We start from the raw sequence: 15,471 nt of genomic DNA, 5'->3' as shown, positions 1-15,471 counted from the left end.
AATCTGAGTGAAATATTGTTTTAAAAAGCCTGCATTCGCGAATGATGAAAAGATGTAAAACACAGATGCCTTTCATCGGGCTTGGTTCTATAATGCCCAAAATCTACAAACAATAAGATCAGGCGCACTGTGTTTCATTCCCATCTCGACTGGCTCAATACCTTAAAACCAAATTTCAAAGTCCTTCCACTCAAAGACCGTTTGCTCTGCGGAGTTGGAGCACTATTGGGTTTGGTGGTTTCGTCTTTGTTGAGTTTATGGATTCTGGGGGATTTTGAAGCCTGGTATATTGCCCCGATGGGCGCATCCTCGGTATTGCTGTTTGCAGTGCCTGCCAGTCCTCTGGCACAGCCCTGGAATATTCTGGTCGGCAATACCATTGCTGCGGTGATTGGCGTGAGCTGTGCCTTGTTAATTGCCAGTCCGACCGAAGCCTTTAGTGTCGCCGTGGCCTTGGCGATTGTCCTGATGATGACCACAGATTCCCTGCATCCACCGAGTGGCGCCGTGGCCATTACCGCAGTGCTGGGTGGCCAGCCGGTGCATGAACTGGGTTATGCCTTTGTATTTTATCCGGTGCTGCTCAATTCAATTCTGCTCATGGTGATTGCGATTGTCTTTAACCGGATGATTGGCAAGGATTATCCACAGCAAGCCCAGTTAAATACCCGTTCCAAGGATCCGACGCCGACCCAGAAAGTCACCATTCAACCTCAGGATATTCAGGAAGTGCTGGATCAGCGCACCGAGCTGCTGGACATCAGTGAATATGACCTGCAAAAAATCATTATGGAGGCACAAAACCGCGCCAATGCGCGTGCAGTGCATGAATTTAGCTGCCAGGATATTATGACCAAGGATGTGGCAACCCTGCATGAAAATGATGATATTCAGCACGCACTGGACAAGTTCAAACAGATGAACCTGATGAGCCTGCCCGTCGTTAATGCCGATGAACAACTGGTCGGTACACTGGCAATGTATCAGGTGGTGGAATGGTTCAAGCGCGCTGCCGATGTGCGCAGTAGCTGGGAACATCAGGTCAAACATATCATGACCCGTAAGGTGATCACAGTGCAGCCTTTACAACCCATTCAGGATCTGGTGCCATATTTTGTCGAGCGTTCCTTCAACTATATTCCGGTGGTGAGCGAGCAGAAATTGGTGGGAATTATCAGCCGGGCAGACATGATTGCCGCACTCAATCAGGAGCTGAATCATTTTAAAATGAAAGCTTAAAACCGGATTAAAACAGAAGTTAACAGGCAGGGCGTGATCAACTCTGGTCAGCTTGCCAGCTGAGAAAACTGTAAAATAGTGCCATCGGCAGGGAAAAACACAGCAGAAACAAAAAATGGGAACTAAAATTTTCACTTGGAGGATGCGAGATATAAGCCAGAATCAGGGTTCCCAGTACGCAGCTCATTAAAATCGTGATGATATTAAACAGCTGATAATGGCATAGCAGCAGGTGAGTCACTAATAGAAAAGGAAAGACCATCACCCAGTAAGTCAGGCAGACAAAAAAGCTAATAAAAAGCGCTGCAAACAGACTCTTGAAAATGGAGAAAACCCCATAACTGACTTCATGAAATAGCGCATAAGGGAATAAAATTACAGCGATGATCAAAGGTGCAAGCGCGAGGTTAAATGTCATTTTCCAGGGAGAATTCTGGATCGGTCGGGATATGAACTGAAATATCTTATCCATAAATGATTTAACGCTTCTATGATTTTTAGACTATATGAAATTTATACTTTTTTATTTTTAGAGCATACACTTTTTACGATCAGCGACAGCTTAAAAATACGTTAAGTGAATGCTAAAAATATATTTAAGCAGATTTTTTTATATCAACCGCAGGATGCAGTTGATCTTGAATCAATCTGAAAGATAAACAGAGAGGCTAAAGCTCAGTCATCATAAAAGATAGGCAAAAAAAGCCACGATAACTTGGGGAAATTACCGTGGCATCAAAATTTCATCCCATTTAACCGGGGTGAAAGAGGAAGCTCTGCGATGAAACTGGTTAAGAACGCTTGTTAAAAATGACTGTACAGCTTAATAGCGTTTATCCTGATTCACTGTACGCACAGGATTTTGATAGCCCTGAGGTTGATGAACGCTGTCATGATCAATTCTGTACTGTTTTTTCGGCATGATTAACCACAACACCAGATAAACCAAAATACCCGGGAAGGCGGCACTCATGATTGAAATCACCACAAAAATTAGACGTAATAAATTTGCGTTCCAACCAAAACGTTCAGCAATACCACCCATCACACCTGCAATCATGTTTGAGCGGTTAGAGCGATATAAACCAACATTGGCCATTAAAATCTCCTGATTAAAAATAGGTGTGAATCCTAAAACTAGATCCATACTTAAAGAAATGGAGTTTGCTTAAGCTTTTTAAAGTGCTGATTAAAAATAAAATCGTTAAGTAATGTTAATAAAGATTAAAACCAGATCTAAGAGCTACTAACATAGTGAAAATTCTATTGAACTCTTGTGTAAAGTTCAGCAGCTTTGCTGTGTGCTTTTTGCTCGCCATTTTTCCTATTTAGGTTTATTAAAAATGAAATTGGATGTATCCCGTTGTACATTAAGCAGTTTTTTTAAATGTAGCCTGGTGTTGGGGAGTATGGTGATTTTGCAGGCTTGTGATCAGCAGCAAGTCAAACCTGAACAGGAAAGTCAGGCGACCTCAGAAGAAGGTGTTAAAATTTCCGCTGCCAATACAAAGGCCGATGTAGTGACCGTCAGTGCCAAATCCTTAACTCAGGTCGCAGGGCAGGCGACTCTTCCGGCAGAAGCTGATTTAAACCCGGCAACTGTACCAGAGGATGCCAAGGCGTTTATAGGCCGCTATCATACTGAAATCGACTGTGATGGCCGCTTTGCGCCTTGTACTGAAGGCAAGGCAGAATTTATTTTGACTTTACTACCGGACGGTACGGTGCATCGCAGCATTTTACAGTATGGCAAAGTATTTATTGATAATACCAAAAACAGCACGGCTCACAATATCACCTACCGTAAAGACCGCTGGTTTATCAATCCGGAACGTACCGATGTGGTGGTGAATCTCAAAGAAGGGGCGAGCTTTTACTATAAGATTAAAGATTCAAATCACTTGGTCATGAATCTGGAAAAAATCTATAGTGAAAAGGAAAGAACCAACCGGGAACTATTTGATCGCGGCTATCCGGCACCTTCAAAAGCCTATGAACTGGTCAAAGACACATCCTTTCATATTCAAAAATAATGCCCGATAAAAATCGGCTGATCTGGTCGAAAGCTTAATTCAAATACGATTTAGATTAGACAATAAAGGCGAGTGGTGGGGACGCGTGAGCATAAAATCTAGGCGCAGAAATACACGACCAAAACATCGCAATTTAATTAAAATATCATGAGGGAAATCAGAGAAACATTCTAAGGGAAGAATGGTGGGTCGTCCGCGATTCGAACGCGGGACCAACGGATTAAAAGTCCGCTGCTCTACCAGCTGAGCTAACGACCCTGAGGAATAAAAATGATAATGACCATTTTTATGACGCAAGAGTGTGGTGTACTTTTACGTGATCCTTTCGGAAGATGGTGGGTCGTCCGCGATTCGAACGCGGGACCAACGGATTAAAAGTCCGCTGCTCTACCAGCTGAGCTAACGACCCATCAAGGAATATCAAATAAGTGGTGGGTCGTCCGCGATTCGAACGCGGGACCAACGGATTAAAAGTCCGCTGCTCTACCAGCTGAGCTAACGACCCTGAACCATCATTCAAACCAGGTTTGAATGTGCAGTGCAAGTCAAGCTAAATAGCTTAAAGCACCACTTTGTTTGATGGAGCGTATTGTAGCAAGATCTCATTTCAGCGCAAGCAAAAAATAACAAAGTTGCCCATGTTTGATTATAAATACAACAATTATGCTTTATCTAAACAAAAAATAGGCAACTTCAGTACTTAGAAGCGATATTGATAGGCCTGAATATTGGCAAAAATCTCTGCGGTGAGCTCGAAATATGCCGTTGCACCTGGCAATAACACCAGCAGGCGTTCATCGGTTTTACTCGGATCAAATGCTTGCTCTTTCAATTTATTTTTCTGATATTTAAAGGTGCCTGTGGTTTCAACTTGCTGTTGTACGCGTAAAAATACTGGTACTGCATAAGCTGGTAAGCATTTTTTAAAGCAAGCGGCCATGGCTGCTAAATCTGCATCATCCAATTTTACATCGGGTTGCAGGGTAATCGCGGCCATACCGGCACGACCATTGGTATTGGGAATTTCTACGCCATACACCACCGCTTCAACGATTTTGTCATACTCGGTCAGCATGTTTTCCACTTCAGTTGTAGAAACATTTTCCCCTTTCCAGCGGAAAGTATCACCCAGACGATCGACAAACTGCGCATGACGGAAGCCGATATTACGCATCAGATCCCCGGTATTGAAGTAAGCATCACCTTTGGTAAATACATTCTGCATGATGACTGACTTGTTTTTTTCGAGGTCGGTATAGCCATCAAAAGGTGAACGACGGGTGATTTTACCAATCAGTAAACCAGTCTCGCCCTTTTTCACCCGTTTACAACGGCCTTTAAGGTCTCGTACCGGCTCATTTTTATCTTTATCAAAGGCAATAATGGCATACGGTGTGGGTGAGAAACCGACGGTATTGTCAAAATTGAAAATATTGCTAAAACCGACATTGCCTTCACTGGAGGCATATAGTTCCAGCACTTCCTGAATGCCAAAACGGAATTTAAATTTATCCCAGATATTTGGGCGCATCCCATTTCCAATCATCTTGGTCACGCGGTGGCCTTTTTCCAGTTCAGATGAGGGAGCATCCATCAGATAGCGGCACAGCTCACCGACATAACCAATCGCAGAGGCATCAAATTTTTGTACATCCTTCCAGAAAGAGGAGGTCGAAAATTTACGCCGAATCGCCAGGGTGCTGCTACCTGCAATGACACCGCACCAGCACACCACCATGCCTGTGGCATGATAAAGCGGCAGGGTACAGTACATCACATCATCTTGATTGAGGTTTAGCACATGCCCATAGGTGCCATAAGCGAGCGTCCAGCGGCCATTGGTAAAGATCACCGCTTTAGGTAGGCCCGTCGTGCCCGAGGTGTAAATATAGAACAGCCCGTCTTTGCCCTGCACCGAATGGGTGGTTGATGGATTGACTTTGGGAGCAAGATCGGTTTTTTCAGCCAGGTTGATAAAGCCTTCAGGCGCCTGACCCGGATCGGCTTGAGTATTTTGATCCGCAAACCAGTGTAAGCGGTCACTGCTAATATTCAGGTCATTACGAATCTCGTTAACTGCATGACGGCACTCTTCGCCGACAATCAGGGCAATCGGTTTGACCAGGTTGATACTATGCGTCAGCACCTTGCCGACTTGAGAGGTATTCACTAAAGCGGTCGTCACACCCAGTTTGGCCAGACCAATTACACTGGCAATCAGTTCAGGACGGTTCTCGACCATCACGGCAACGACATCACCTTTCTTGGCACCCAAGGATAGATAGAAATGGGCAATCTGGTTGGCCCAGGCATTGAGAGCAGCATAGCTATAGCTTTGCTCTTCAAAACGCAAGGCAATGCCTTCCGGGTTACGCTTGGTGGCTTTTTCAAAAGCCAGACCCAGGCCGGCCGGTGTGTTCGGAGTACGTAAATATGCCTGTCTTAGACCAGTGAGCAAATTGGGCACTTTGGTCAAGAAAGCCGGGATTTTGGCAGCGACATCTGCAATCCCAATCAGATCGTGTGGTTTCATTTGGGTCATGAGAATCCTATTTATTTTTCGTATCCGATACGTTCAATTTATATACAGTAGACGAGCTAGCCATCTTTTAGCGTTAAAACACTAGTGCAATCAACCTATTCTGACTAAATCTAGCAAAAAAAACCTAGTCACCGAAATGACTAGGTTTTTTTATATGACTGCAATTGAGCAAATTATGATTCAGTTGCAGTATTGGCTTTTTTCGGTGGACGACCACGTGGACGACGTGGACGAGCAGCCTGTTTCTCCGCTTTTTCAGCTTCGCTGGCTTCAGTGTCTTCTGTTGTTACTTCGGCCTGATCTTGGGCTTCTGTAACAGGAGCTTGTGATTCAGCATTTGCTTCAACTGGCGCAGCATCTTCAGGTTGAGCTTCAGTCACTGGAGTCTCTTCTGCAGGAGCTGCATCTACTGGTGCCGTCGTTTCAGTGGCTTGTTCAGCTGGCTGAGCATTTACGGTTTCTTCAATAGCTACTTCAGTGGCTACTGGAGTTTCAGTTGCTGCTGCTTCAGCTGACTCTGCTTGCGCTTCTGCTGCTACAGGTGCTTCTGGCGCAGTTTCAACTGCCGGAGCTGTTTCTACTTTAGCCTGTTGCTTGGCTTGTTGTAGGGCCTGTTCTGCAGCCTGTTTAGCTAGACGGCGACGCTCACGTGGATCGTTTGCGACACGTTTGTCCGACACCGGTTTTGGTGGAGTCAGGTCCAGAACTGGAGCAGGCTCTGCTTCAACCTTGGCTACGGTTACTTGAACATCACGGGTAACCGGTTTTTTCTCTGCGGCAGGCGATGCTGCAGCCACCAGACTCGCGTTGTACTCTTTTGTGAACTTCTCTAGAGCACGGTTGAAGGTTGGCAATAAACCAAACTGTTCAATCAGTACGGAGCAGTCTTCACCATAAACATGGCGAATCAGGCTACCAATGGTGAACTGACCCAATGTTGGTACTTGTGACGGAGTCAACTTCTGAACTGTGGCCTGTTGAGGCTGGCCTTCACGCTGCTGACGGCGACGCTGACGCGGATCGTTGCTGGCACGTGGTTTTTCAGCACTTGATTCTTCAGTTGGCACAACTTCTTCAACAGGGGCTGTCAGTGCAGCTTCCACTACATTTTCAGCCGCGGCTTCTTCAACTGGCGCATCTGCCAGTGCAGTAACTTCAACCGCTGGCGTTGCAACTGCAGCATTGTCATTCAATGCCACGATTTCGCTTTTTGCCTGGTCAATATTCACGACCATAGCGGTTGGCATCACGACTTGACGTGGTGCATCAACCAATTCAACACGAAGCTGCTTGTCGTTGACTGCTGGAGCTTCAACGACTGCAGGTGCTGCTTGTTGAGCCTGCTCATTCAGCACGCTTGGATCGCGGTGGCGATTTGGACGTTCCTGACGTGGCTGGTTACGGCGGTCACGACGTGGCATTGCCTGTTGTGGCTGTTGTTCATTGTTTTGAACATCATTTTGCTGAGATGGCTCGTTGTGATGCTGACGGCGAGAATTACGCTTGTTTTCACGTGCTTCATGACGTTGCTCTTGACGAGATACCTGAACCACTTCTTCATGCACCTGATGTTGCTGAGGAGCGGAAGCTTCAGACTGAACCTGCTCACGCGGTTCTTTGTGCTTCGGATTACGTGGTTTTTTGTTGTTATGACGCGGTGCTCTTTCATCACGTTCAGCCGGTTTTTCAGCATCACGTTCCTGTTTTTGCGCTACAGTCGATGGTGCCAGGTAAGCATTGCTGCTTGCCGGAGCAGCAGGTTGAGATACTTGCTGTGGAGCAGGTTGTGCCACCGGTGCAGACAATTGACCGAACTGACCACGGCTCACCGCACCGCCATTGATCATTTGTTCAATTGCTGCAGCTGCATTGTTGGCAGTACGCGATTGATCAACAGTCGCAGCCTGTTTTTGAACAAAGAGGTTTTCTAACCAGGCACATGGGCTAGATGCAGGAGCAGCAACTTGTGCTTGGGCAGGAGCTTGTTGCGCAACAGGTACTTGCTGTGCATTTTGGTTTTGCTGGTTACGGCGTTTATTGTTTCTGCCGTTGTTTTGCTGTTGAGCAGGCGCTGGTGCAGCAGCATGCGTATGTTGTTCTTCTTCTAAATGCCATTCAGATGACTCATAGCCCAACTCTTTTTCACTTGAACGAGTTGCTTCAGTACGTTCATAGCTGGTTGGTGCAAAGCCTTCGGCATTATAAGTGATTTCATAATGCGGTGTTTCCAGATGCGGATGCGGCAGCACAGTGACACGTACATTTGAAGTCTGTTCTAAATAGACCAAGGTGTGACGTTTTTCATTCAATAAGAAGGCAGCAATTTCGACTGGAACTTCGACTTGAACTTCACCATGACGTTCACGTAACGCGATCTCTTCCACTTTACGCATAATCGAAAGTGATAAAGAACGAAGATCACGAACCATGCCGGTACCATGGCAGCGTGGGCAAACGTAGCCAGTCGCTTCTTCAAGAGAAGGACGCAGACGTTGACGGCTCATTTCCATCAAACCAAAACGTGACAATTGACCGAACTGGATACGGGCACGGTCACTTTGCGTCGCTTCACGCAGCTTCGCTTCCACCATACGCTGGTTGCGGTCTTTAGTCATGTCGATGAAGTCGATCACCACCAGACCACCGATATCACGTAAACGTAATTGACGCGCGATTTCTTCTGCCGCTTCAATATTGGTATTTAACGCGGTGTCTTCAACGTCGCTACCGCGAGTCGATTTTGCTGAGTTAATGTCAATTGACACTAAAGCTTCAGTTTGGTCGATCACGATCGAACCGCCAGAAGGCAATTTTACTTCACGTTCATAAGCGGTTTGAATTTGACTTTCAATCGCGAAATGCGCGAATAAAGGTTCATTTAAGGTATAAGTTTTCAGTTTTTCTAACTGACGTGGCATTACCGCTTTTACGAAGTTATAGGCTTCGTTATAGGCTTGTTCTGAGTCAATCAGGATTTCAGCAACATCATCACGCAGGTAGTCACGAATGGCACGTGTTACCACGCCCGCTTCCTGATGTACCAACATTGGCGATGGACCTGAACTTGCCGTGCTCTGGATTTGTGCCCAAAGGTCGAGCAAGTGTTGAAGGTCTAATTGAAGTTCTTCTTGTGAACGACCGATCCCGGCAGTACGCACAATCACACTCATACCACGTGGCACGTTCAGTGTTGCCAGCATTTCTTTCAGTTCTTCACGCACTGAACCAGAAATCTGACGGCTGATACCACCACCTTTCGGGTTGTTTGGCATCAAGACCAAATAACGGCCAGCAAGTGAGATAAAAGTAGACAAGGCAGCGCCTTTATTACCACGCTCTTCTTTTTCCACCTGAACCAGAAGCTCGGTGCCTTCAGTGATCAGTTCACGGATATTCGAAGTTTGGCGAGGATCGGCTTTGTAATATGAATTTGCGATTTCACGCATTGACAGGAAGCCTTGGCGACCTGCACCGTATTCAACGAATACAGCTTCTAAAGAAGGCTCAACGCGAGTCACGTGACCTTTATAGATATTGGATTTTTTTTGTTCACGGGTACGATTTTCTAAATCAAAATCGTAAAGACGCTGACCAGTGACAAGTGCAACGCGAATTTCTTCGGCATGTGTTGCATTAATCAACATACGTTTCATGGGTGTAACACCTTATAGTGATACACAGCAAAAAATCGCTATACACGTAGCGAACATCACACATCACGGATCAATGGCTCAAATCTGCAATGAATTTCATTGTGGTTTGAGTCTTTTATGACCGAGCTCTATTTAATATAGATGGGCTTCGGTTTTTGATTCACGTATTGATGATGGCAATACGGCTTCAATCTTTAAACGGATTAAAGTCACCTGAACGCTTCACTGGCGGACGAGCGGTGCATTGGATGTGTGTAACTTTCACTGTCACATTGCTCGAAGATCATCCCTTCTTTATAGAAAGTGTCTTGATACGGAATTGTCGTCGTATCTTTACAAACTGTGCAGATCCAATGCATCAACGCTGTAGCCTGAAGTCGTCTTCAGGTTGCGACTAATCTGATGTGTATCAGTTTACGTTTAAAAACCAACAAAGTTGGCGACATATTTTTTAAGACAAACTGATTTATGTACCTGAGGTACAATTAAACGCAACAGTTTGCTTTGTTTGCCGATATAATAAGCCTTCGGCGTGGCATAATTCTTTGGGGACCTTCCCGTATCATGTGAGTCTTTAATTGAACAATCAAGTTCAGAAAAATCTGAAATGATTCAACTTTTACTCACAAACGATGGTTTCCGTGCGCTGACTATATCAAACCTTGCATCATCTGCCTATGGGCTAAGCTTATGTTTCTTGTGTAAAGCATAACCTAAGTGATCAGTTTTTAATCAATTTTAGTATTTTTTGGGTCATAGTAACTGTATGAATTCTACGCAACAATGGCAAAACGTCACTTGGTTTGAAGTGGATGAACATCAAGATGGACAACGCATCGATAATTTCTTGTTTAGTCGTCTGAAAGGTGTGCCAAAAAGCCGTATCTATCGTCTGATTCGTGAAGGCCAGGTTCGCGTTAATAAAAAACGCATTAAAGCAGAAACCAAACTTGCAATCGGTGACCAGATTCGCGTTGCGCCGATTCGCTATGAACAAAAAGATGAATCTGCAGCACCGGTTTCCGACAAAGTGGCACAAGGCTTATTGGCCCGTGTGATTTATGAAGATGAAGGTCTGATGGTCGTGAATAAGCCATCCGGGATTGCCGTGCATGGCGGTAGCGGTGTGGCCTATGGTCTGATTGAAGGCTTACGTGCAGCAACCGGTAAAAAGTATCTGGAATTGATTCACCGGATTGACCGTGATACTTCCGGTCTGGTGATGATTTCCAAAAAGCGTAGCGTGTTGAAAACATTACAAGATATGTTGCGTGAACATAAAATCAAAAAAACCTATGCCGCTGTGGTAAAAGGGCAGGTCAGTCTGGATAAACAGCTGATTGATGCACCTTTACATCGTTACGAGCTGGCCAATGGTGAACGTCGCGTCTGCGTGTCACCGAAAGAAGGCAAAGAGTCTAAAACCCAGTGGAACGTGCAAGAGCGTTTTATGCATGCCACGCTGGTGTATGCATCTCCGCTTTCTGGTCGTACCCATCAGATTCGTGTACACGGGTTGAGTATTGGTCATCCGCTTGTAGGCGATGAAAAGTATGGTCATGAAACAGAATATCGTGGGCCAAAACCACGCCGTTTGTGTTTACATGCAATGCGTCTGGACATTCCGGGCTATCCAGCAATTGAAGCACCATTGCCGGAAGATATGCAGAGTCTGGTGGCGCAGTTAAGAGCGCAGAAAGCGGATAAACCGGCTGCTCAGTAAGGACTTATTTTTTTCTTTTAATAAATTCAATCCACCCTCATCCTCGTTTGAAAAAGGAGGGAATTCCCCTCTTTCTTAAAGAGGGGCTAGGGAGAGGTGTTAAAGCTACTTAACCCTGAATCAAATCTAGGAAATCTTTATGAACACACCTGCAAAATTGGTCATTTTTGATTGGGATGGCACTTTATTTGATTCAGTTGGTCAAATCGTGGCGAGTTTGCAGTTTGCCGCACAGCAATTTCAGCAGCCTTTAACGAATGCAGATGCCAAAAGCATTATTGGCCTAGGTTTGCCTGAAGTCGCGCAGCGTTTATTCCCGGCAGTACCAGAATTACATACGGATATTTTGCAGGCTTATTCCGACCATTATGTTGCCAACTCGTCAGGAGATTCCTGGTTTGAAGGCGTAGCGCACATGCTCGCAGATTTACAGCAGCAAGGCGTAAAGCTGGCTGTTGCTACAGGTAAAAGTCGTAAAGGTCTGGATCGTGTATTGAAACAGACGAACAGTGAGGAGCTGTTTGTGACTACGCGCGCAGCCAGCGAAACCCATTCTAAACCTCATCCATTAATGTTAGAAGAAATTCTGGCGGAAACCGGTGTGCAGGCTGAACATGCCATCATGGTCGGTGATACGTCTTATGATCTGGAAATGGCGCAAAATATTGCCATGCCAAGTGTTGGCGTAAGTTATGGCGTACATGCGCCTGAACTTTTGGCTCAATTTAATCCAGTCTGTATCGTGGATGATGTGGCTGCTTTGCATAGTGCATTGTTGGCTAAAGTCCAATGGAAACCAGCAGTTTAATCCAGTATCTTGGTTGCAGTGCAAGGAATGTATTTCCCCGGTTTAAATTGGCTGGGGAATGCGGCAGATTTAAGCGCTGGTTCTTATCTTTTAGTCTAAAGTCGTAATTGTACTGATTTTATTCGGTCATATTACGGCAGTTATTTTGCTAAATAGAGATGTGTTTTAAATAATAAGATTTTGTTTTATTTCGTTTTTTATAAATTATTCTTATAGATAATAGCTATAGCAAAAAATAAAATAACTATTGGCACAAACGCCGGATTTTTCCCATCCTAAAACTGTTTATTCCTATGCTCGCTCTGAGAAAGGCAGTCCATGCGGATGATCAGCCTGATCATGTCCCTATTTTCTGTCCCTCTTAGATCCCGGCATAAGCCTAATTTTTGCAGTTTAAGGAAACATTGATGTCGAATTCTGCTGTTGTTGAATCAGTTGCACAAGCACTTCGTAGCGCTGAATTATCACAAACTGCGATTGCACCGATTCGCCCGGAACTTGGCGGTGAAAGTGCTGACGTAGATATCGCCTATGCCGTTCAGGAAGTGAATACCGAGCGTGCTTTGTCTGAAGGTCGCCGTCTGGTGGGTCGTAAAATCGGTTTGACGTCTAAAGTCGTTCAAGCGCAACTGGGTGTAGATCAGCCGGATTTCGGTATGTTATTTGCCGATATGGCTTATGGCGATGGTGAAGCAATTCCAGCCGGCCTTCTGATTCAGCCGAAAGTTGAAGCAGAAATCGCATTGGTGATTAACCAGGATTTAACCAAAGAAAAACACACGTATGCAGACATTATCAGCGCAACTGATTATGCACTGCCTGCAATTGAAGTGGTCGATAGCCGTATCGAAAACTGGAAAATTAGCCTGATTGATACTGTGGCGGATAACGCATCTTCTGCTGCATTTGTCTTGGGTTCTCAGCCGGTTAAGTTAGAAAAACTTGATCTTGTGAACTGCAAGATGGTGATGACGCGCGGTGAGGAAGTCGTTTCTCAAGGCGTGGGTAAAGCATGTCTTGCAAACCCATTGAATGCTGCTGTTTGGCTTGCAGATGAAATGGTGCGTCGTGGCCGTCCGCTTTTAAAAGGCGACATCATCTTGACGGGTGCTTTAGGTCCAATGGTTGTGGCGCAACCAGGTGATGAATTCAAGGTTGAAATTGAAGGCTTCGGTTCAGTAACCGCTGCATTCGCTGCTGAATAATCAAGATTCCAAGAGAGTACATTCATGAAAAAGATTAAATGTGCAATGATCGGTCCAGGGAATATTGGTACTGATTTGCTTTATAAATTACAACGTAGCGAATGGTTAGAGCCTGTTTGGATGGTGGGGATTGACCCGACTTCTGAAGGTTTGGCGCGTGCTGCGAAAATGGGTTTAAAAACCACAGCTGAAGGTGTCGATGGTCTGCTTCCTCATGTGATTGCTGATGACATCAAAATTGCATTCGATGCAACTTCTGCCTATGTCCATGCTGAAAACAGCCGCAAGCTGAATGAACTTGGCGTGTTGATGATCGACTTAACGCCTGCTGCGATTGGTCCATTTTGTGTACCACCAGTCAACCTTGAAGCATTGCTACAAGCGGGCGAAGTACCAAACGTGAACATGGTGACATGTGGCGGTCAGGCAACGATTCCGATGGTGGCTGCGGTTTCTCGCGTTCAACCTGTTGAATACGGCGAAATCATTGCAACTGTATCGACTAAGTCGGTTGGTCCGGGAACGCGTAAAAACATTGATGAATTCACACGTACCACTGCGGGTGCAATCGAGAAAGTCGGCGGCGCGAAACAAGGTAAAGCGATCATTATCATTAATCCGGCTGAGCCACCTTTAATGATGCGTGACACAGTACATTGCTTGGTTGAAGGTGAGCCGGATCAGGCAGCGATTACTGAATCTGTACATGCCATGATCAAGGAAGTTCAAAAATACGTACCAGGTTACAAGCTGGTAAATGGTCCGGTATTTGATGGCAACCGCGTATCAATTTACTTGGAAGTTGAAGGTCTGGGTGACTTCCTGCCGAAATACGCAGGCAACCTGGATATTATGACTGCAGCAGCTGCACGTACTGCAGAAATGTTCGCAGAACACGTGTTCAACACCGCTGAAGCTTAAAGGAATACCAAAATGTCTAAGATTATTGTTCATGATATGACTTTACGTGATGGTATGCACCCGCAGCGCCATCAAACGACTGTTGAGCAAATGATTGCAATTTCAACAGCACTTGATGATGCCGGCGTACCTTTAATTGAAGTAACGCACGGTGACGGCCTTGGCGGTTCATCAGTGAACTACGGTTTTGCTGCTGCAACGGATGAAGAATATTTATCCGCTGTTGTGCCACGTATGAAAAATGCAAAAATTTCTGCATTGCTTTTACCTGGTATCGGTACGGTTGACCATTTGAAAATGGCACATGAAATTGGTGTCTCTACCATTCGTGTGGCGACGCATTGTACTGAAGCGGATTGTTCTGAGCAGCACATCACCGCTGCACGTAAACTAGAAATGGACACCGTCGGTTTCTTAATGTTGGCGCATATGGCATCTCCTGAAAAATTGCTTGAAGAAGCAAACAAGATGGTGTCTTACGGTGCAAACTGTATCTATGTGACAGATTCAGCAGGTTATATGCTTCCTCAAGACGTTATTGATCGCGTAGGTCACTTACGTCAACACTTGGACCCAAGCATTGAGCTTGGTTTCCACGGTCACCACAACTTAGGTATGGGTGTATCGAATACTGTTGCTGCGGTTCAGGCAGGTGCAGTACGTGTTGACTTGGCATCTGCAGGTTTGGGTGCTGGCGCAGGTAATACGCCACTTGAACTGTTTATCGCTGTGGCAAACCGTATGGGTATGGACACTGGCGTTGACTTGTTCAAAGTACAAGATGTTGCTGAAGATCTAGTGATTCCAATGATGCACAACCCAATTCGTGCAGACCGTGATGCGGCTACTTTAGGTTATGCGGGTGTTTACTCTTCATTCCTGTTGTTTGCTAAACGCGCTGAAGCGAAATATGGCGTATCTGCACGTGAAATCCTGATGGAACTGGGTCGCCGTGGTACGGTAGGTGGTCAGGAAGACATGATTGAAGACCTGGCATTAACCATGTCTAAAGCGCGCGAGTTACAAGCTTAATTTTTAATGCATTCGTATTAAAATAAGGCTAATAAAAAAGCATCCGATTTGGATGCTTTTTTATTATTAAGTAGATTTAATAATATATTAAAACTCTGATCTCAGATATTTTAGTTATAGTGCTAAGTTGACAAAAATAACTAATGATGCGAAAAGGTTTTTTTAGTTAACAGATGTTCACACATGCCTAGAATTGTTTCTGTCCCACTTAGTTTAGAACAGCGAGAACGACTCATTTTTCTGGTCAAGCATGCAAAACATTGGCGTGAAAGGCAACGTGCCCAAACTATTCTCTGGCTTTCCGAAGGTAAAAGT

The 15,471-nt window shown here is 45.1% G+C and carries 11 protein-coding genes, 3 tRNA genes and 1 pseudogene; 8 read left to right on the top strand and 7 right to left on the bottom strand.

Annotated elements, in window-relative coordinates; genetic code table 11:
* Positions 1-129: 129 nt before the first annotated feature.
* Positions 130-1,239 (top strand): HPP family protein, encoded by a 1,110-nt coding sequence (locus WFH18_RS08955; protein WP_004278539.1) that lies wholly within the window; start codon positions 130-132, stop codon positions 1,237-1,239.
* 37 nt (positions 1,240-1,276) lie between these two features.
* Here the strand turns inward: WFH18_RS08955 and WFH18_RS08950 are convergent, their stop codons facing one another.
* Both WFH18_RS08950 and WFH18_RS08945 read right to left on the bottom strand, forming a co-directional pair.
* Positions 1,277-1,657, bottom strand: a complete 381-nt coding sequence (locus WFH18_RS08950; protein ID WP_004278537.1) for a hypothetical protein — start codon at positions 1,655-1,657, stop codon at positions 1,277-1,279.
* A 405-nt stretch (positions 1,658-2,062) separates the two neighbouring features.
* Positions 2,063-2,338, bottom strand: coding sequence for a PspC domain-containing protein (locus tag WFH18_RS08945; RefSeq protein WP_004278536.1), 276 nt, complete (start codon positions 2,336-2,338; stop codon positions 2,063-2,065).
* Between the two features lie 244 nt (positions 2,339-2,582).
* On the opposite strand from WFH18_RS08945, the gene WFH18_RS08940 reads away from it, so the two are divergent.
* A complete protein-coding gene (locus WFH18_RS08940) occupies positions 2,583-3,272 on the top strand; it encodes a hypothetical protein (protein WP_005102972.1) in 690 nt (229 codons plus the stop codon).
* A 182-nt stretch (positions 3,273-3,454) separates the two neighbouring features.
* Here WFH18_RS08940 and WFH18_RS08935 read toward each other — a convergent pair.
* From WFH18_RS08935 to WFH18_RS08915, 5 genes are all read right to left on the bottom strand, one after another.
* Positions 3,455-3,530: transfer RNA gene (locus WFH18_RS08935), tRNA-Lys, on the bottom strand.
* A gap of 75 nt (positions 3,531-3,605) precedes the next feature.
* Positions 3,606-3,681: transfer RNA gene (locus tag WFH18_RS08930), tRNA-Lys, on the bottom strand.
* A 20-nt stretch (positions 3,682-3,701) separates the two neighbouring features.
* Positions 3,702-3,777 (bottom strand) — tRNA-Lys (locus WFH18_RS08925).
* 195 nt (positions 3,778-3,972) lie between these two features.
* The gene (locus WFH18_RS08920; protein ID WP_005102975.1) at positions 3,973-5,814 is read right to left on the bottom strand and encodes a long-chain-acyl-CoA synthetase; all 1,842 of its coding nucleotides are present in this window, start codon (positions 5,812-5,814) and stop codon (positions 3,973-3,975) included.
* A gap of 173 nt (positions 5,815-5,987) precedes the next feature.
* Positions 5,988-9,467: an Rne/Rng family ribonuclease gene (locus tag WFH18_RS08915; protein WP_004647360.1), complete on the bottom strand. Its 3,480-nt coding sequence runs from the start codon at positions 9,465-9,467 to the stop codon at positions 5,988-5,990.
* Positions 9,468-10,233: 766 nt separating this feature from the next.
* Between WFH18_RS08915 and WFH18_RS08910 the strand changes: the two genes are divergently transcribed.
* From WFH18_RS08910 to WFH18_RS08885, 6 genes and pseudogenes are all read left to right on the top strand, one after another.
* A complete protein-coding gene (locus WFH18_RS08910; protein WP_004278531.1) occupies positions 10,234-11,190 on the top strand; it encodes an RluA family pseudouridine synthase in 957 nt (318 codons plus the stop codon).
* Between the two features lie 139 nt (positions 11,191-11,329).
* The gene (locus WFH18_RS08905; protein ID WP_005102977.1) at positions 11,330-11,998 is read left to right on the top strand and encodes an HAD-IA family hydrolase; all 669 of its coding nucleotides are present in this window, start codon (positions 11,330-11,332) and stop codon (positions 11,996-11,998) included.
* Between the two features lie 407 nt (positions 11,999-12,405).
* Entirely contained in the window at positions 12,406-13,203 is a 798-nt protein-coding gene (locus WFH18_RS08900; protein WP_004647361.1) for a 2-keto-4-pentenoate hydratase, read from the top strand.
* A gap of 24 nt (positions 13,204-13,227) precedes the next feature.
* Complete coding sequence (locus WFH18_RS08895; RefSeq protein ID WP_004647362.1) at positions 13,228-14,124, top strand: acetaldehyde dehydrogenase (acetylating); 897 nt, start codon at positions 13,228-13,230, stop codon at positions 14,122-14,124.
* 12 nt (positions 14,125-14,136) lie between these two features.
* Positions 14,137-15,156, top strand: a complete 1,020-nt coding sequence (dmpG, locus tag WFH18_RS08890) for a 4-hydroxy-2-oxovalerate aldolase (protein WP_005102984.1) — start codon at positions 14,137-14,139, stop codon at positions 15,154-15,156.
* Between the two features lie 183 nt (positions 15,157-15,339).
* Positions 15,340-15,471 (top strand): annotated as a pseudogene (locus WFH18_RS08885) (helix-turn-helix domain-containing protein); the annotation flags it as partial.

It is taken from the genome of Acinetobacter sp. USHLN143, from assembly GCF_037145695.1.
GTDB classification, from domain to species: Bacteria; Pseudomonadota; Gammaproteobacteria; order Pseudomonadales; family Moraxellaceae; genus Acinetobacter; species Acinetobacter fasciculus.
Note: the sequence above shows the minus strand (reverse complement) of the source record. Positions and strands in the feature narration are given on the sequence as shown.